This window comes from Micromonospora sp. WMMD754, assembly GCF_049315235.1.
GTDB classification, from domain to species: Bacteria; Actinomycetota; Actinomycetes; order Mycobacteriales; family Micromonosporaceae; genus Micromonospora; species Micromonospora sediminicola.
The window spans coordinates 17360-34546 of the sequence record NZ_CP186058.1 but is presented as its reverse complement, the minus strand read 5'-3'; the positions used below and the strand labels follow the sequence as shown (position 1 = coordinate 34546).

The following is a 17187-nucleotide window of genomic DNA, read 5'->3' as shown; positions in this document are numbered from 1 at the left end:
GTTCCGCGGCCGGGGTGGGCGCGCCGGTGTCCGGGGTGTGATCGCCTCGCGGCCGGCGCTCGGGAGAGGTCTCCACACGTGGAGAACGCGGCGGTGGGGTTTCGGTGACGAGCAGGGGCGCTCGCGGCGGCCGGTCAGCGCCGTCGGCGCGACCACCGTGGGCGCGCACGCCGGTCGTCCCGGGTGCTGCGGCCCTGGCGCCGGGGGCGGCCGGGCCCCCGGAGGGGGCGGCCACCGGCCCGGGCGGCCGCCGCGAGCGGCCTACGGTACGAGGGTAGACCGGTGAGATGAGCCACACAATGGGAATATCGAAGCCGATCAGGGACGGTCCGTGGTCGTCGGGGGAAGTGTCGGACCGCGGGCGTACGGTTGGTGTCATGGCGCTCGACATTCCCCGGCTCGACGGCCGCTTCCAGGTCGTCAGCGAGTTCCAGCCGGCCGGCGACCAGCCGGCAGCCATCGACGACCTTGAGCGTCGGGTGCGCCGCGGCGACCGCAACACGGTGCTGCTCGGCGCGACCGGCACCGGCAAGAGCGCCACCACGGCGTGGCTGGTCGAGCGGCTGCAGCGGCCCACCCTGGTGCTCGCCCCGAACAAGACCCTCGCCGCCCAGCTCGCCAAGGAGTTCGGCGAGCTGCTGCCGCACAACGCGGTCGAATACTTCGTCTCCTACTACGACTACTACCAGCCCGAGGCCTACATCCCGCAGACCGACACCTACATCGAGAAGGACTCCTCGATCAACGAGGAGGTCGAGCGGCTGCGGCACTCGGCGACCATGTCGCTGCTCACCCGGCGCGACGTCATCGTCGTCGCCACCGTCTCGGCGATCTACGGCCTGGGCACGCCGGAGGAATACCTCGACCGCGCGGTGCGGGCCAAGGTGGGCCAGGAGCTCGACCGCGACCAGCTGCTGCGGCGGCTGGTCGACATCCAGTACACGCGCAACGACATGGCCTTCCAGCGCGGCACCTTCCGGGTCCGCGGCGACACGCTGGAGATCATCCCGGCCTACGAGGAGCTGGCCGTCCGGATCGAGCTGTTCGGCGACGAGATCGAGAAGCTCTACTACCTCAACCCGTTGACCGGTGACGTGGTCCGTGAGGTGGACAGCCTGGTGATCTTCCCGGCGACGCACTACGCCGCCGGTCCGGAGCGGATGGAGCGGGCCATCCGCGACATCGAGGCCGAGCTGGCCGAGCGGCTGGCCGAGCTGGAGCGCCAGGGCAAGCTGCTGGAGGCGCAGCGGCTGCGCATGCGCACCACCTACGACATCGAGATGATGCGCCAGGTCGGCTTCTGCTCCGGCATCGAGAACTACTCGATGCACATGGACGGCCGGCTGCCCGGCAGCCCGCCGCACTGCCTGCTCGACTACTTCCCCGACGACTTCCTCACCGTGGTCGACGAGTCGCACGTGACCATCCCGCAGATCGGCGGGATGTACGAGGGCGACGCCTCCCGCAAGCGGATGCTGATCGACCACGGCTTCCGGCTGCCCAGCGCCGCCGACAACCGGCCGCTGCGGTTCGACGAATACCTGGAGCGGGTCGGCCAGTCGGTCTTCCTCTCCGCCACCCCCGGCCCGTGGGAGCTGGAGCAGGCCCAGGGCGAGTTCGTCGAGCAGGTGATCCGGCCCACCGGCCTGATCGACCCCGAGGTGGTGGTGAAGCCCACCAAGGGGCAGATCGACGACCTCATGCACGAGATCAAGCTGCGCACCGAGCGCGACGAGCGGGTGCTGGTCACCACGCTGACCAAGAAGATGGCCGAGGATCTCTCCGACTACCTGCTGGAGAACGGCATCCGGGTGCGTTACCTGCACTCCGAGGTCGACACGCTGCGCCGGGTCGAGCTGCTGCGCGAGCTGCGCAAGGGCGACTACGACGTGCTGGTCGGCATCAACCTGCTCCGGGAGGGCCTCGACCTGCCCGAGGTCTCCCTGGTGGCGATCCTCGACGCCGACAAGGAGGGGTTCCTGCGCAGCGGCCGGTCGCTGATCCAGACGATCGGCCGCGCGGCCCGTAACGTCTCCGGCCAGGTCCACATGTACGCCGACAAGATCACCCCGTCGATGGCGAACGCGATCGACGAGACCAACCGCCGCCGGGCCAAGCAGATCGCGCACAACGAGGCCCACGGGATCAGCCCGGAGCCGCTGCGCAAGAAGATCCACGACATCCTCGACGACATCTACCGCGAGGCGGAGGACACCGAGAACGCCACGGTCGGCGGGGCCGCCCGGCAGTTGTCCCGGGGCAAGGCGCCGGTGAAGGAGACGCGCAGCCGTGGGGGTCGGGGCGGTGCGGCGACGCCGTCGCGCGAGGGCATGGCCCGGGCCGACCTGGCCAACCTCATCCAGGAGCTCAACGACCAGATGCTCGCGGCCGCGCGGGAGCTGCAGTTCGAGCTGGCCGCCCGGATCCGGGACGAGGTCTCCGACCTCAAGAAGGAGTTGCGCGGGATGGACGCCGCCGGGGTGCGGTGACCGGCACGCCGGCGCGGGGAGGGGTGCGATGCTGACCGAGGCCGTCGTCGGGCTGCCCGATCCCCGGCTGCGTCCGTGGGTCGACCGCTACCTCGGCTACCGGGAGGTCGCGTCCACCCCGCTGGTGCGCCGGGAGGTCGCGGGCGCCTTCGTGGTGCTGATCCTCGGCTGGGCCGACCCCCTCGACGTCGCCGACCCGCGCGCCGTCGGTCGGGGGGTCTCCGGCAGCGCCTTCCTGGCCGGCCCGTTCGACGGCTGGTGCGTCACCCGCACCACCGGGACCGGCGCGGGCGTGCAGGTGGTGCTGAGCGCGCCGGCCGCCCGGCGGTTCCTCGGGGTGCCCCTGGGTGAGCTGGCCAACCGGGCGGTCCCGGTCGACGGGGTCGGCGGCTGGCTGGTCCGGCTCCGCGACGAGCTGGCCGCCGAGGCGGCCTGGCCGGCGCGTTTCGCCCGGCTCGACGCCGCCCTCGCCGCGCGGCTGGCGGCCACCGACCCGGTCGACGGTCGCCTGCTGAGGGCCTGGCGGCGCCTCGACCGCACCGGCGGAGCGGTGAGCGTCGGCGCTCTGGCCGACGAGGTCGACTGGTCCCGCCGCCATCTGGCGGTGCGGTTCCGGCGCGAGTTCGGGTTGCCGCCGAAGACCGTCGCCCGCCTCCTGCGCTTCGAGCGCGCGTACGCCAGCCTGGGCCGCACCCTGTGCGCGGCGCCGGCCGCCGGCCCGCACGGGACGGGGTGGGCGGAGCGGGCGGCCCGGTGGGGCTACTACGACCAGTCGCACCTGATCCGGGAGTTCCAGGAGTTCGCCGGCGCCACACCCGCGGCGCTGGTCCGGACCGGATCGCATTCGTCCAATCCCGGGTGACCCGGCGGGCGGCAGACTGACCGGCATGCGAAGCATCTATCCGGTCCTGCGCTATCCCGACGTCCGCGCCGGCGTCGACTTCCTCCGGTCGGCGTTCGGCCTCACCGTCCACGAGCTGCACGAGGGGCCCGACGGCACGATCCGCCACGCCCAACTCGGTCACGGCGACGACCTGGTCATGGTCGGGCCGGGGCCCGCGCCGGCGAGCCGGCCGGCCGACGACGACTACCGCGTCTACGTGGCGGTCGACGACGTCGACGCGCACCACGAGCAGGCCCGCGCCGCCGGCGCGGAGATCGTCCGGGCGCCGTTCGACACCGACTACGGCTCCCGCGACTACGCCGCCCGCGACGTGGCCGGCGTGGTCTGGTCCTTCGGCACCTACCGTCCCTGACCGCGTCCCGCACGGTAGCTCTGCGCGAGCGAGGTATTGCCGTGTGTGATGGTCATGCGTACGCTCCCACCCTGGGAGGCGCGCATGCCGTTGTCAGCAAGTCCTGTCGTCCGGAGGGTGCGGCTCGGCGTCGAGCTGCGCCGGCTGCGTCGGCGTGAGTCGATGACGCTGGAGCAGGTGTGCGCCCGGCTCGGCTGGGCGTCCACATCGAAGCTGTCCCGCATCGAGCTGGGTCAGAGCCGGCCCGACCTGGCCGACGTCCTCGACCTGCTCGACGTCTACGCGGTGCCACCGCACCAGCGCGACGAGCTGATCGTCATCGCCCGCGACGCCGCCACCGGCCGCGGCTGGTCCAAGGCGTTGGGCGAGATGGGTGAGCGGCAGCGGGCGTACGCCGAGCTGGAGGCGGGCGCCGAGCGCATCGTCGAGTACCAGCCGGCGCTCGTGCCCGGGCTGTTGCAGACCCCGGCGTACGCCCGGCTGCGGGTGACCGCCGGCGCGCTGCTCGCCGACGGCGTGGACGTGGAGGCCGACGTCCGCGCCCGGGCGGTGCGCCAGGAGCTGCTGGTGCGGTCGGACCCGCCGCACTACACCGCGCTGATCGACGAGCGGGCCTGCGACCCGGGCGGCCTGCCGGCCGACGTGTGGCGGGACCAGCTGCGGCACCTGCTGACGCTGGCCGAGCGGCCGCACGTCACCGTCCGCGTGCTGCCGCGCGGCGCCTCGCCCGGCGACGACCTGCACCCGCTGGCGCCCTTCTCCTACTACGCCTATCCCGACCCGGCCGACCCTCGCACGGTGCTGGTGGAGACGCTCACCACGGACCTGCGCCTGGTCGCCGAGACCGACGTGGCCCGCTACGAGCAGGTGATCGAGCGGCTGCTCGCGGCGGCGTTGACCGGGGAGGCGACGGCCGAGCTGCTGGCCCGCCGGCTCGGGGCCGCGCCGGTGCCCCGGCCCCGGGACCCGCACGAGCTGGAGTGACGCCGCGCGCCCACCGGGCCCGGCGCCCCCGATGCCCGTCGGGACCGGTGGCCGCGCGTCGCGCGCAGGCTATGTGCGGGGTACGACAGATCAGGCGGGCACGTCGACGAAGTGCTCGACCAGCGGCGGGCCGGCGAAGTACGGGCCGATCAGCCCTCGCCACTGCGCGAACCGCTCGGTCTGCCGGAAGTTCACGTCGTGCGCCTCGACCGAGTCCCACTCGACCAGCAGCACGAACCGGGTGGGGGACTCCACGCCGCGGGTCATCCGCACGGAGCGGCACCCCTCGGCGCCGGCGAGGACCGGACGGGCCTTCGCGTAGGCGGCGGCGAAGTCGTCCTCGTTTCCGGGCGTCACGTCGATCAGCGCGACCTCAAGAACCATGACCGCAGCCTTTCATGCCGGGCGCCCACCGGTACGCTCCGGGGGCGCTCCGGCGGGCCGCATCCCTCCATGGCGGCGCCGGCAGCGGGGGAGGACACATGCTCGACTGGCTCACCGGCACCGCGTTCACCGTCCTGGGCGCGGGCACCACCTGGGCCGAGCTGCTCGGCTTCGTCACCGGCGTGGTGAACGTCTGGCTGGTGACCCGCCAGCACATCGCGAACTGGCCGGTCGGCATCGCGAACGTGCTGCTGCTGATGGTGCTGTTCTGGACCGCCGGCCTGTACGCCGACGCCGGCCTCCAGCTCGTCTACGTGGCGCTCGGTGTCTACGGCTGGTGGCACTGGCTGGTCGGCGGCGAGCGGCGCAGCCGGTTGACGGTCGCCCGCACGCGGCGGCGGGAGTGGTGGGCGCTGGGCGCGGCCGGGGTGCTGCTCACCGCCGGCCTGTGGGCGCTGCTGGACCGGGCCACCGACTCCACCGTCCCGCTCGCCGACGCGGTCACCACGGCGCTGTCGCTGCTGGCCACCTACGGTCAGACCCGCAAGCTGGTGGAGAGCTGGTGGCTGTGGATCGCCGCCGACCTGATCTACATACCGCTCTACGCGTACAAGGGACTGTGGCTGACCGGCGGGCTGTACCTGATCTTCCTGGCGCTCTGCGTGGTGGGGTTGCGGGCCTGGCGGGCGGACCTGCGGCGGCGTGCGGCGGCCACGCCGGTGCCACCCGGCCCCGCGCCGGTGGCGGCATGAGCGGGCCTGCCGGCGACCGACGGCCGTTTCGGCACGGCCTGGTGGTCGGCAAGTTCTATCCGCCGCACGCCGGGCACCACGCGCTGGTCGAGGCGGCCGCCGCCCGCTGCGCCGCGGTGACCGTGGTGGTGGCGCCGTCGAGCCGGGAGTCGATCCCGCTGGAGCTGAGGTTGGCCTGGCTGCGCGAGAACCACGCCGACACCCCGTGGGTGCGCTTCGTCGGCCGGTACGACGACCACCCCGTCGACTACGCGGATCCGGCGGTCTGGGACCTGCACTGCGCGGTGTTCGCCGACGCGCTCGGCGGCGAGCCGGTGGACGCCGTCTTCTCCTCCGAGGCGTACGGCGAGGAACTGGCCCGCCGGTTCGACGCGGTCGCGGTCGCCGTGGACCCGGGGCGTCGGGCCGTACCGGTGTCCGGCACCGCGGTGCGCGCGGACCCGGCGGCGCACTGGCGATGGCTGAGCCCGCCGGTGCGGGCGTGGCTGGTCCGCCGGGTGGTGGTGGTCGGCGCCGAGTCCACCGGCACCACGACCATGGCGCGGGCGCTGGCCGCCCACTACCGGACCGCCTGGGTGCCGGAGTACGGCCGCGAGCTGACCGAGCGCAAGCTCGCCGCGCTGCGCCGGTCCCGCCCGGAGGCGACGGTCGTCGACGTGAGCTGGGACCGGGATGACTTCGTCGAGGTGGTCCGCGAGCAGCAGGCCGCCGAGGACGCGGCGGCCCGGCTCAGCGGTCCGCTGCTGTTCTGCGACACCGACGCCCGGGCCACCGCGATCTGGGAGGAGCGTTACCTCGGGTCGTCCTCGGCCCGGGTCCGGGCGGCCGCCCGTCGCCCGGCGCTGTACCTGCTCACCGACGACGCCGGAGTGCCGTTCGACGACGACGGCCTGCGCGACGGGGAGCACCTGCGGGCGTGGATGACCGGGCGGTTCCGGGCCGAGCTGGCCGGGTGCGGGGCGCCGGTGGTCGAGCTGCGTGGCGGGCACGAGGAGCGGCTGGCCACGGCGGTGACCGCGTGCGACGCGCTGCTCGCCGCCGGCTGGTCGTTCACCGATCCGGTGCTGCCCGCGCGCCCCTGACGGCTCCCGCTTCCCGGACTGCCTGCCCGGCTCGGCTTCGGCTGGCCCGGGTCCCGCTGGCCGGGGCCCGGCTGCCGCTCGTCTGCCTCCCGCCTGAACCGGCTCCCGGATCCGCGCGGAGCCCGCGACCGAGAGGCCCGCAAAGAGCGATATACCTCAGAGGCATATCTATGCCTCTGAGGTATATCGCTCTTGACTGATCGGGTCACCCCAGGGCGACACGCTGACGCCTGCTTCCGGCCGTTCACCTAGCCTCCTAGGACGCACTGCGCGACGTGACGTGAGTCAGGGCACGCGACAGGCCCGATCGGACGCCCGGAGATGCGGCACCTGGGGGTGATGGTGAACAATGGCGGCCGAGGAGGGGAGTATTCCCCCGCGACGGAGTCGTCAGCACGGAAGAGCGCCGGCACCCCCCGGTGGTTCGACCCGGCTCCGTCGGTCGGGACCACCAGGCCCCGGCGGAAGAGACCTCCGACAGTCACCAGAGTCAGCGTCGACGCACCCCGGCCCCACACCCGGCGTACGGTGTGCCCGACGCTGCGTGTCTGCCGGAGGATGGATTTGAACGTGTCCGCATTGGTGTGGGCGGTAACCCTGACCGCGATGATCGCGGTCCTGCTCGCCGACCTGTTCATCATCGGTCGCCGCCCGCACGAGCCCAGCGTCCGGGAGTCGAGCCTCTGGGTCGGCTTCTACGTGGCGCTGGCGCTGGTCTTCGGCGCGGTGCTCTGGGCGACCTCCGGGGCGAGTGTCGCCGGCCAGTTCTACACCGGCTGGCTCACCGAGTACAGCCTCTCGGTGGACAACCTCTTCGTCTTCGTGATCATCATGGCCCGCTTCGGGGTGCCCCGGCAGTACCAGCAGAAGGTGCTGCTCATCGGCATCCTGCTGGCGCTGGTGATGCGCGGTGGCTTCATCGCCGCGGGCGCCGCGTTGATCTCCCAGTTCTCCTGGGTGTTCTACATCTTCGGCGCCTTCCTCATCTACACGGCGATCAACCTGGCCCGGCAGGGCGAGCCGGACGAGGACGAGTTCAGCGAGAACCTGCTGATCCGGTGGAGCCGCAAGGCGTTGCCGCTGTCCCGGGACTTCGACGGGGCGCGGATGACCACCCGGGAGAACGGGCGGCGGCTGTTCACCCCGATGCTGATCGTGATGATCGCGATCGGCACCACCGACCTGATCTTCGCGCTCGACTCGATCCCGGCGATCTTCGGCATCACCCAGGAGCCCTACCTCGTCTTCACCGCCAACGTCTTCGCGCTGATGGGGCTGCGGCAGCTCTACTTCCTGCTCGGCGGGCTGCTCGACCGGCTCATCTACCTCAGCTACGGGCTGGCCGTGGTGCTCGGCTTCATCGGCGTCAAGCTGGTCCTGGAGGCGCTGGCCGACAACAACCTGCCGTTCATCAACGGCGGTGAGCACGTGGCCTGGGCGCCGCACATCCCGATCTGGCTGTCGCTGACCGTCATCCTCGGCACGCTGGCCGTCGCCACGGTGGCCAGCCTGGTCAAGTCGTCCCGCGACCGGCGGCGCGAGCTGGCCGAGGCGCGTAGCTGACCGGTGCGTACGTCAGGGGCGTCCCCGCCGGTCGGGGGCGTCCCTGATCCGTCCGCCCGGTCAGACCCGGTGGGCGCCGACGAGGGTGGCGACCCGGGCCTCCGGCAGCTCCTCCTCGACCACCCGGCGGGTGCGGTAGCAGGCGTGCAGCATCCGGCGTCGGCCGTCGTGCGGCTCGGCCGAGACGATGCCGACGTGGTGGATGCGCCGGCCGGGGCGGGCGAAGAAGTAGAGATCGCCCGGACGCTCGTCGTCCAACGCCAGCGGGGTGGTGGCCTCGGCCTGGTCGTCGGCGTCCCGGGGGAGGGTGGTCCCGTACCGCCGCCAGGCCAGGTGCACCAGGCCGGAGCAGTCGATGCCGTCGGTGGACAGGCCGCCCCAGACGTAGACGAGGTCCCGCAGCCGTTCGGCGACCGCGAGCACCTCCTTGGCCTCCGGCCGTTCGCCGGGCAGCGGCACCAGGTCGCCCTCCGGCGCCCAGAGCGGGTCGACCCCGCCGGGCGCGCGGACCGGCCGCCAGCCGTCCACCGGTCGCCCGGCCGAGGCGAGGTGGGTGCCGAGGACCACGCCGGGAAGCGCCGGTGGTCCGTCCGGGGCGGCGCGCAGCGCGGTGCGGACGACGTCGACCACCAGCGTGCCGGCGGTCGGCGCGGCGTCGACGGGCCCGGCGAGGTGGGCGGTGCGCAGCCAACCCGGGTAGCCGCGGACGTCGAGCTTGGCGGCCGGCTGCCCGAGCGCGACCACCCGGGCCCAGCCGTCCGGCCGGACCTCGGTGACCAGCACCGGCTCGCCGAGCAGCAGCTGGGTCAGGACGCAGTCGCCGACCTGCTGCTCGGTGTCCATCGCGGCGATCCAGGCGGCGACGTCGGGTGGGTCGGCCAGGGCGGGGCGGTCGATCGCGCGGACCGCCTCGGGTGCGGTCCACAGGGTCGCCACCGCGACCCGTACGACGGCCTGGTGGCCCGGCTGAGGCGCCATGTGCACCCCTCCTCCCACGCTTCTCCGGGCGACCCTATGAAAAATTCCAACGACACTCAACCGCGGCTTTGAACCTTAGCTTCACTCACGTCGGTGATCCCGAGCCCCGGCGCGTCCGGCAGCAGCACGGTCGAGCCCTCGTACCGGAGCCCGCCGCCGACCGGCGACCAGGCGAGCCACCAGGCGGCGTCGAGGTCCGACACGGCCGTGGTGCCGTACGCGGCGACCAGGCTGGCGGCCGCGCCCACGCCGACCGGACCCTCCATCATCGAGCCGACGATCGTGCCCATGCCGTGCGCGGCGGCCAGGTCGAGCAGCGTGCGGGCCGGCTGGAGCCCGCCGCACTTGGCCAGCTTGACGTTGACCATGTCGGCCGCCCGGCGGCGGATCACCTCGACCAGGTCGCGGACGTCGAAGACCGACTCGTCGGCGAGGATCGGCAGGTCCACCCGGTCACTGACCCAGGCCAGCCCGTCCAGGTCGCGGCGGTGCACCGGCTGCTCGACCAGTTCGACGTCGAGCCCGGCGTCCTCGATGCCGCGGATCACCCGGACCGCCTCGCGGGGCGTCCAGCCCTGGTTGGCGTCCAGCCGGATCCGGACGTCCGGGCCGACGGCGGCGCGCACCGAACGGACCCGGTCCAGGTCGCCGCGGGCGTCGGTGCCGACCTTCAGCTTGAGCACGGTGAACCCCTCGGCCCGCCGCCGGCCGGCCGCCGTGGCCAGGTCGACCGCGTCGCCGGCGGCCAGCGTGACGTCCGTCGGGACGCGCAGCGCGGTGCCGCCGAGCAACCGCACCAGGGGTACGCCGAGTCGCCGCGCGGCCAGGTCGTGCAACGCCACGTCGACGGCCGCCTTCGCCGACTCGTTGCCCACCACGGCCCCGCGCACCTGCGCGCACCGGGCCTGGAGGTCGTCCGCGTCGCGACCGGTCAGCAGCGGCGCGAGCAGTTCGCGGACGCACGCCTCGGCCCCGGCGACCGACGCGCCGGTGACCTGCCACACCTGCGGGGCCTCGCCGAAACCCGAGCGACCGTCGCCGTCGATCACCTCGACGACCAGGGTTTCCACGGTGGTGGTGCGGCGCAGCGCGGTGACGAACGGGGTGTGTAAGGGGGCCGAGAGCCGGTGGGTGCGTACCGCGGCGATCGTCATGTGGGGCACCCTATAGGCAACTGGCAGCGAGCAGGGGAGGGCCGATGACCGGGCGGGACTGGGAGCTGGTGGGCGCGCCGAACGCCCGCGACCTGGGCGGGTTGCCGACGACGGACGGGCGGCGGGTCCGCGCCGGGCGGCTCCTGCGCACCGCGGCGCTGGGCCGGCTCACCGACGACGACCTGCCGGTGCTGGGCAAGCTCGGTGTGGCCTGCGTGGTGGACCTGCGCGACGCCGACGAGCAGGCGGTGGCCCCGCCGGACCGGCTGGTGGGCGAGCCCCGGCGGGTGCACCTGCCGGTCTACGACGCGGCGCACCCGGTGTTCACGTACGTCTCGGCCGTGCTCCAGGGCCACGACCTGAACGCGTACGCGGCGCTGGCCACCGAGGGCATGCCGGGGGCGATGACGGCGATCTACCGCTGGTTCGTCACCGGGGAGTCGGCCCGGGCCGGGTTCGGCGCCGCGGTGCGGCTGGCCGCGGACGGTGCGAACCTGCCGCTGCTGTTCCACTGCTCGGCCGGAAAGGACCGGACGGGCTGGCTGTCGGTGGTGCTGCTGACCGCGCTGGGGGTGCCGGAGCCGGCCATCCGGGCCGACTACCTGCGGCACAACGAGCTGACCGAGAGCCTGCGCGAGGTGCTGCTGACGGCCATGACGCGCCGTCGACCGGACCTGGACACGGCGGTGGCCCGGCCGCTGCTGGAGGTGCGCCCCGAGTATCTCGACGCCGCCTACGACGAGGTGCGCCGGGTGCACGGCACGTTCGAGGCGTACCTGCGTGACGGGCTGGGCGTGACCGACGAGGTCCGGGCGGGGTTGCGGGCGGGGCTGCTGGAGTAGGGCCTCAGCCGGCCAGCTCGTGCCGGGCGTCCCACACCCGTGCGGAGACGTGCGCGATGAGCCGGCAGGCGTCGTCCTCGACCTGCTCGCCGTCCGCGCCGCCGTCGGCCAGGTCGGTGGTCGTGCACACCACGACGGTGTACGGCGGCGCGTCGTCCGGGAAGACCACGCCGGCGCCGTGGCGGACACCGCGTACCCAACCGTTCTTGTGTGCGATGCGGGTGCCGTCGGGCAGGCCGGCGGCCAGGTCCTCGCGGTGTTCCTGGGCGACGAGCACGTCGAGCATGGCGGCGCAGCCGGCCGGCGAGGCCAGCGGGCCGGGCCGGTTCGCGCCCAGCGCCAGCTCGCCGAGGAGGGCGGCCAGGTCGGCGGCGGTGACCAGGTTGTCGATGCCGGCGTCGCGGGCCGCGAAGTCCTCGATGCCGCGGCCGGTGACGCTGTGCCGCGCGCCGGCCAGCGCCCACGCCTGCGCGACGGCGGGCAGGCCGACCTGGCCGATGCAGATGTTGGTGGCCAGGTTGCTGGAACGAACGATCATGCGTTCGGCCAGCCAGCGCAGCGGGGCGGCGCCGCCGACGCGGTCCCAGACCGCCTCGTCGTTGTCGTAGTCGCGGGCGTTGGTGAAGCGGGGCGCGCCGGGCAGCGCGGAGTCGAAGGAGTTGCGCACCGGCAGCGGCGCGTCCAGGTCGAGCCGGCCGGCTTCGGCGGCGCGGTGCAGCGCCACCAGGACGGCGACCTTCATGGTGCTCGCGGCGTAGTGGGTGGCGTCGGCCCGCCGGGTCCAGGTGGGCCGCGCGCCGGGGCGGCCCACGTACGCGGAGACGGTGCCGGGCACCTTGTCCAGGTGCGCGTCGAGGTCCTCCCAGATCATGGAGTGACCGTAGCGGATCTTCGGCGCGCGCGGGGCAGCGGCACGGCCGGGTCCGGGGCTAGCGTGCGGACATGACGACCGCCCTGTACGACGACATCGCGGACTGGTACGAGGAGTACGCCACCGTCGGTTCCGCGGCCTACATGGACCGGGTCCGATCGGTGCTGGCGGAGCTGTTGGGCGCCGGCCCCGGGCGGTGCCTGGACCTGTGCTGCGGCACCGGTGCGCACGCGGCCGAGTTGCACCGGCTCGGCTGGTCGCCGGTGGGGGTGGACCTGTCGACCGGACAACTGCGGCACGCCCGCTCCCGGCTGCCGGTGGCCGGTGCCGACGCCACCGCCCTGCCGCTGGCCGACGGCGCCCTGCCGGCCGTGGTCTGCGTGCTGGCGCACACCGACATGCCGGACTATCCGGCCGCGATCGCGGAGGCGGCCCGGGTGCTGGCCCCGGGCGGCCGGCTGGTGCACATAGGGGTGCATCCCTGCTTCGTGGGCGCCTTCGCGGATCGGTCCGAGCCGGGGCGGATCGTGATCGACGGCGGCTACGCCACCCGGGAGCGCACGACCCGGTCCTGGAACGCGAGCGGGGTGCGGGCCCGGGTGGGCGCCTGGCACCTGCCCCTGGCCGACCTGCTCACCGCCGTCGCCGCCGCCGGCCTGGTGCTCGACGAGGTGGTCGAGTCCGGCTCCGGCCCGGTCCCCGACATCCTGGCCCTGCGCGCCACCAGACCCCGCTGACGGCCACCCGTCAGCGGTGCCCACCCGTCCCGCTGCCCGGCTCCCCGCTGTCTCCGCGATTGCCTCCCGCTCCGCCACGGCCTTTCCTGCCCCGTCCTTTCCTCCCCCGGCCACGGGGTTCGGCTCCGTCCTGCCAGCTCCCGCCCGTCGTGCCATTCACCCGTCCAGCAGTCGCAACGGCGCGGTGACCGGGGCCAGGAACCGGCCGCCCCCGGCGTTTCGCCGCGGAACGCGTCTCCGCCTCTCGCACCCCATCGCGGCCCCCTTCCGTTCAGCCCCGCCCCCCGCCTCACCGGTTCGTTCCCTCCCACAAGGCGACTCCGATACCACATATCGAGACACGCGGAGATCTTGGAAGGAAAGCGCCCCTATGGGGGCCATTTCGTACCAAGATCTCGCCCCCACCCCGTCGATCATGAGGTTGGCGGCAGAGTTGATCTCCGAAATCGCCGCCAACTTCATGATCGACGGGGTGACGGGTGACGGGTGACGGGTGACGGGTGACGGGTGACGGGTGACGGGTGACGGGTGACGGGTGACGGGGAAAGGGGGAGCCCGGTCCGCCGGGGTGGCGGGCCGGGCTCCGGGTGGGGCGTCGGGCTGGTGGGTCAGCCGGCGTGCTTGCGGCGGGCGGCCATCCGGCCCCGCTGCGTCTGGTCCAGGATCACCTTGCGGATGCGCACCGAGGTCGGGGTGACCTCGACGCACTCGTCCTCGCGGCAGAACTCCAGGGCCTGCTCCAACGACAGCTTGCGCGGCGGGATCAGCTTCTCGGTCTCGTCGGAGGTCGAGGCCCGCATGTTGGTGAGCTTCTTCTCCTTGGTGATGTTGACGTCCATGTCGTCGGAGCGGGAGTTCTCCCCGACGATCATGCCCTCGTACACCTCGGTGGTCGGCTCGACGAAGAGCTGGCCGCGCTCCTGCAGGTTGATCATGGCGAACGAGGTGACCGCGCCGGCGCGGTCGGCCACCAGCGAGCCGTTGTTGCGGGTGCGCAGCTCGCCGAACCACGGCTCGTAGGACTCGAAGACGTGGTGCAGGATGCCGGTGCCCCGGGTGTCGGTGAGGAACTCGGTGCGGAAGCCGATCAGGCCGCGCGCCGGCACCAGCCACTCCATCCGGATCCAGCCGGTGCCGTGGTTGACCAGCTGCTCCATCCGGCCCTTGCGGGTGGCGAGGAGCTGGGTGATCGCGCCCAGGTATTCCTCCGGCGCGTCGATGGTGAGCCGCTCGACCGGCTCGCAGGTCTTGCCGTCGATCTCCTTGGTGACGACCTGCGGCTTGCCGACGGTCAGCTCGTAGGACTCGCGGCGCATCTGCTCGACCAGGATGGCCAGCGCCAGCTCACCACGGCCCTGCACCTCCCAGGCGTCCGGCCGCTCGGTGGGCAGCACCCGCAGCGAGACGTTGCCGATCAGCTCCTTGTCGAGCCGGTCCTTGACCATCCGGGCGGTGACCTTGGAGCCCTTGACCCGGCCGACCAGCGGCGAGGTGTTGGTGCCGATGGTCATCGAGATGGCCGGCTCGTCGACGGTGATCAGCGGCAGCGGGATCGGGTTCTCGGCGTCGGCCAGCGTCTCCCCGATCATGATCTCGGGGATGCCGGCGACGGCGATGATGTCGCCCGGCCCGGCCGACTCGGCCGGCTTGCGCTCCAGGCCCTCGGTCATCAACAGCTCGGAGATGCGGACCCGCTGGGTGCTGCCGTCGGTGCGGCACCAGGCCACGGTCTGGCCCTTGCTGATCGTGCCCTGGCGGACCCGGCACAGCGCGAGCCGGCCCAGGAACGGCGAGGCGTCGAGGTTGGTGACGTGCGCCTGGAGCGGCGCGTCCTCCTCGTACGCCGGCGCAGGAATGGTGTCCAGCAGGGTGCGGAACAGCGGCTCCAGGTTGCTGCTGTCGTCCGGCACGGCGCCGTCGGCCGGCTGGGTGAGCGAGGCGATGCCGTCGCGGGCGCAGGCGTAGACGATCGGGAAGTCGATCTGCTCCTCGTCGGCGTCCAGGTCGAGGAAGAGCTCGTAGGTGTCGTCCACGACCTCCTTGATCCGGGCGTCGGGGCGGTCCACCTTGTTGATCACCAGGATGATCGGCAGCCGGGCGCGCAGCGCCTTGCGGAGCACGAACCGGGTCTGCGGCAGCGGGCCCTCGCTGGCGTCCACCAGCAGCACCACGCCGTCGACCATGGTCAGGCCGCGCTCGACCTCACCACCGAAGTCGGCGTGACCGGGGGTGTCGATGATGTTGATGGTGACCGGGTCGCCGTCCGCCGGCAGGTACCGCACGCCGGTGTTCTTGGCGAGGATGGTGATGCCCTTCTCCCGCTCGAGGTCCATCGAGTCCATGACCCGCTCGGTGTCCTCACCACGGGCGCCGTAGGCGCCGGCCTGCCGCAACATGGCGTCGACCAGGGTCGTCTTGCCGTGGTCGACGTGGGCGATGATGGCGACGTTGCGGAGGTCGGTGCGTAGCTGCATACCCTCCATACTCCTGTCTGCGGTTGCCGGGGCACGCCTCGGGGTCACCCCGAGATCGCCCGGATCTGTGGCGAAAGTGCTGTGCCGACCGTTCCAGCGACTGGCATGCTGGCTCCCGTGCGGGGTGCCGGATGCCTGACCTGCTGAACTGGCTGCAGGAGCTGCCGCCCCTGCTGATCTACCTGGCCGCCGCGACGATCGTCGCGGGTGAGACCGCGGTGATCTTCGGGCTGCTGGTGCCGGGCGAGGCGACCCTGCTGCTGGTCGGCTTCCTAGCGTACGCGGGGACGCTACGGCTCGTCCCCACGCTGCTGGCCATGGTGGCCGCCGCCGTGATGGGAGACACACTCGCGTGGCGGGCCGGGCGGCGGTACGGGCCGCGACTGCGCGCCTCCGGGCTCGGCGCCCGGATCGGAGCGCACCGCTGGCGACGCGCCGACGAGTTGCTGGAGCGCCTGGGCGGGCGAGGCGTGTTCGCCGCCCGCTGGGTGGCGTTCGCCCGCACGTTGGCGCCCCGGCTGGCCGGTGCGGCCGGGCTGCCGTACCGGCGGTTCGCGCCGTGGAACCTGGCCGGGGTGGTGAGCTGGGTCGGCGCCTCGGTGCTGGCCGGCTACCTGGCCGGCGAGTCGTACGAGCGGGTGTCGCAGCTGCTGGGCCGGGCCACCGGGGCGGTGCTGGTGCTGCTGGTGTGCCTGCTCGGCGTGGTGCTGGCCGGCCGGTGGCTGGGACGTAACCCGGACCCGGTCCGGGCGTTGGCGGCCCGGGCCGGCGCGTTGCCGCCGCTGCGCTGGCTGCGGGACCGCTACGGGGTGCTGTTCTTCCTGGTCGGCATGCGCGTCGGCCCGGTCTGGACGCTGCTGATCAACCTGGTGCTGGGGCTGGCGCTGCTGTTCGGCGCCGGGTTGGCCGTGGCCGCCCTGCTGGAGGCGGTGGTCCGGCACAGCGGGCTGGGCGTGCTCGACGGGCTGGTCGCGGACTGGTTCGCCGCCCGGCGTACCCAGGGGGTGGTCGACGCCGCGCTGGGCGCGGTGTCGGTGCTGCGCGGCTGGGTCCTCATCACGGCGGTCGCCCTGGTGGCGGTGGTGGTGACCGGCCGGCGGCGGTCCTGGCGCGCGGACCCGCTGGGGGTGGTGGGGACGGTCGGCGCGGCCGTGCCGTTGGTGCTGCTGGTGGTGGTGGCGGACCTGACCGGTCCGGGCGGGCCGGACGACGTCCGGGACCTGTTCCCCACCCAGAACGCGGTGGTCACCGCGAGCTTCGGCACGCTGGCCTGGCTGCTGTCGCGGGGGGCCCGCTGGCCGGTCGGGGTGGCGGTGTGGACCGCCGCGTCGGCGGGCGTGGTCGCGGTCACCGGCGCCCGGCTCTACCTGGGCTGGAGCACGGCCAGCGGCACGGCGTCCGCGGTGCTGCTGGGCGCCGCGTGGACCACCGTGTTCGTGGTCGCCTGGGCGACCCGGGACCGCGCGGCGGACGGCGACGGCGGGCCGGCGCCCGGGGCCGCCGCCCCGGGCCGGCCGGTCGTGGGGGAGGGCCCGCCGCGGCCCCGGGAGCGGCGGCCGGCGTCGCGGGTACCCCGCAGGCCCGTCGATCCCTGCTAGGGTGCGCCGGACGGGGACCACGG

The 17187-nt window shown here is 73.5% G+C and carries 15 protein-coding genes; 10 read left to right on the top strand and 5 right to left on the bottom strand.

The window, feature by feature from the left end:
• The first annotated feature begins 377 nt into the window (after positions 1-377).
• From uvrB to ACN27B_RS00140, 4 genes are all read left to right on the top strand, one after another.
• On the top strand, positions 378-2489 hold the full coding sequence (gene uvrB / locus ACN27B_RS00155) for an excinuclease ABC subunit UvrB (RefSeq protein WP_091573370.1): 2112 nt from the start codon (positions 378-380) through the stop codon (positions 2487-2489).
• A gap of 28 nt (positions 2490-2517) precedes the next feature.
• Positions 2518-3351: a helix-turn-helix domain-containing protein gene (locus ACN27B_RS00150; RefSeq protein ID WP_099164361.1), complete on the top strand. Its 834-nt coding sequence runs from the start codon at positions 2518-2520 to the stop codon at positions 3349-3351.
• A gap of 25 nt (positions 3352-3376) precedes the next feature.
• Complete coding sequence (locus ACN27B_RS00145; protein WP_099164362.1) at positions 3377-3745, top strand: VOC family protein; 369 nt, start codon at positions 3377-3379, stop codon at positions 3743-3745.
• Between the two features lie 84 nt (positions 3746-3829).
• Entirely contained in the window at positions 3830-4729 is a 900-nt protein-coding gene (locus ACN27B_RS00140) for a DUF5753 domain-containing protein (RefSeq protein ID WP_099164363.1), read from the top strand.
• 90 nt (positions 4730-4819) lie between these two features.
• Here ACN27B_RS00140 and ACN27B_RS00135 read toward each other — a convergent pair whose 3' ends face one another.
• Positions 4820-5113 (bottom strand): antibiotic biosynthesis monooxygenase family protein, encoded by a 294-nt coding sequence (locus ACN27B_RS00135; protein ID WP_091573374.1) that lies wholly within the window; start codon positions 5111-5113, stop codon positions 4820-4822.
• 98 nt (positions 5114-5211) lie between these two features.
• Between ACN27B_RS00135 and pnuC the strand changes: the two genes are divergently transcribed.
• The 3 genes from pnuC (at position 5212) to ACN27B_RS00120 (ending at position 8510) form a co-directional block, all read left to right on the top strand.
• Complete coding sequence (gene pnuC / locus ACN27B_RS00130) at positions 5212-5865, top strand: nicotinamide riboside transporter PnuC (RefSeq protein WP_099164364.1); 654 nt, start codon at positions 5212-5214, stop codon at positions 5863-5865.
• Positions 5862-6947, top strand: a complete 1086-nt coding sequence (locus ACN27B_RS00125) for an AAA family ATPase (RefSeq protein WP_099164365.1) — start codon at positions 5862-5864, stop codon at positions 6945-6947. The genes pnuC and ACN27B_RS00125 overlap by 4 nt, the downstream gene beginning before the upstream one ends.
• A gap of 564 nt (positions 6948-7511) precedes the next feature.
• On the top strand, positions 7512-8510 hold the full coding sequence (locus tag ACN27B_RS00120) for a TerC family protein (RefSeq protein ID WP_099164366.1): 999 nt from the start codon (positions 7512-7514) through the stop codon (positions 8508-8510).
• A 60-nt stretch (positions 8511-8570) separates the two neighbouring features.
• Here the strand turns inward: ACN27B_RS00120 and ACN27B_RS00115 are convergent, their stop codons facing one another.
• Positions 8571-9488: an NlpC/P60 family protein gene (locus ACN27B_RS00115; RefSeq protein ID WP_396824113.1), complete on the bottom strand. Its 918-nt coding sequence runs from the start codon at positions 9486-9488 to the stop codon at positions 8571-8573.
• Positions 9489-9544: 56 nt separating this feature from the next.
• Positions 9545-10642 (bottom strand): mandelate racemase/muconate lactonizing enzyme family protein, encoded by a 1098-nt coding sequence (locus ACN27B_RS00110; protein ID WP_357963775.1) that lies wholly within the window; start codon positions 10640-10642, stop codon positions 9545-9547.
• Positions 10643-10686: 44 nt separating this feature from the next.
• On the opposite strand from ACN27B_RS00110, the gene ACN27B_RS00105 reads away from it, so the two are divergent.
• On the top strand, positions 10687-11484 hold the full coding sequence (locus ACN27B_RS00105) for a tyrosine-protein phosphatase (RefSeq protein ID WP_422742923.1): 798 nt from the start codon (positions 10687-10689) through the stop codon (positions 11482-11484).
• A 4-nt stretch (positions 11485-11488) separates the two neighbouring features.
• On the opposite strand, the gene ACN27B_RS00100 is transcribed toward ACN27B_RS00105, so the two are convergent.
• Complete coding sequence (locus ACN27B_RS00100) at positions 11489-12355, bottom strand: serine hydrolase (protein WP_099164370.1); 867 nt, start codon at positions 12353-12355, stop codon at positions 11489-11491.
• 71 nt (positions 12356-12426) lie between these two features.
• Between ACN27B_RS00100 and ACN27B_RS00095 the strand changes: the two genes are divergently transcribed.
• Positions 12427-13092: a class I SAM-dependent methyltransferase gene (locus tag ACN27B_RS00095; RefSeq protein ID WP_099164371.1), complete on the top strand. Its 666-nt coding sequence runs from the start codon at positions 12427-12429 to the stop codon at positions 13090-13092.
• Between the two features lie 608 nt (positions 13093-13700).
• On the opposite strand, the gene typA is transcribed toward ACN27B_RS00095, so the two are convergent.
• A complete protein-coding gene (gene typA / locus ACN27B_RS00090; protein ID WP_091573382.1) occupies positions 13701-15566 on the bottom strand; it encodes a translational GTPase TypA in 1866 nt (621 codons plus the stop codon).
• A 131-nt stretch (positions 15567-15697) separates the two neighbouring features.
• Here typA and ACN27B_RS00085 point away from each other — a divergent pair, with 131 nt between their 5' ends.
• Complete coding sequence (locus tag ACN27B_RS00085) at positions 15698-17164, top strand: DedA family protein (RefSeq protein ID WP_422742920.1); 1467 nt, start codon at positions 15698-15700, stop codon at positions 17162-17164.
• Positions 17165-17187: the final 23 nt, after the last annotated feature.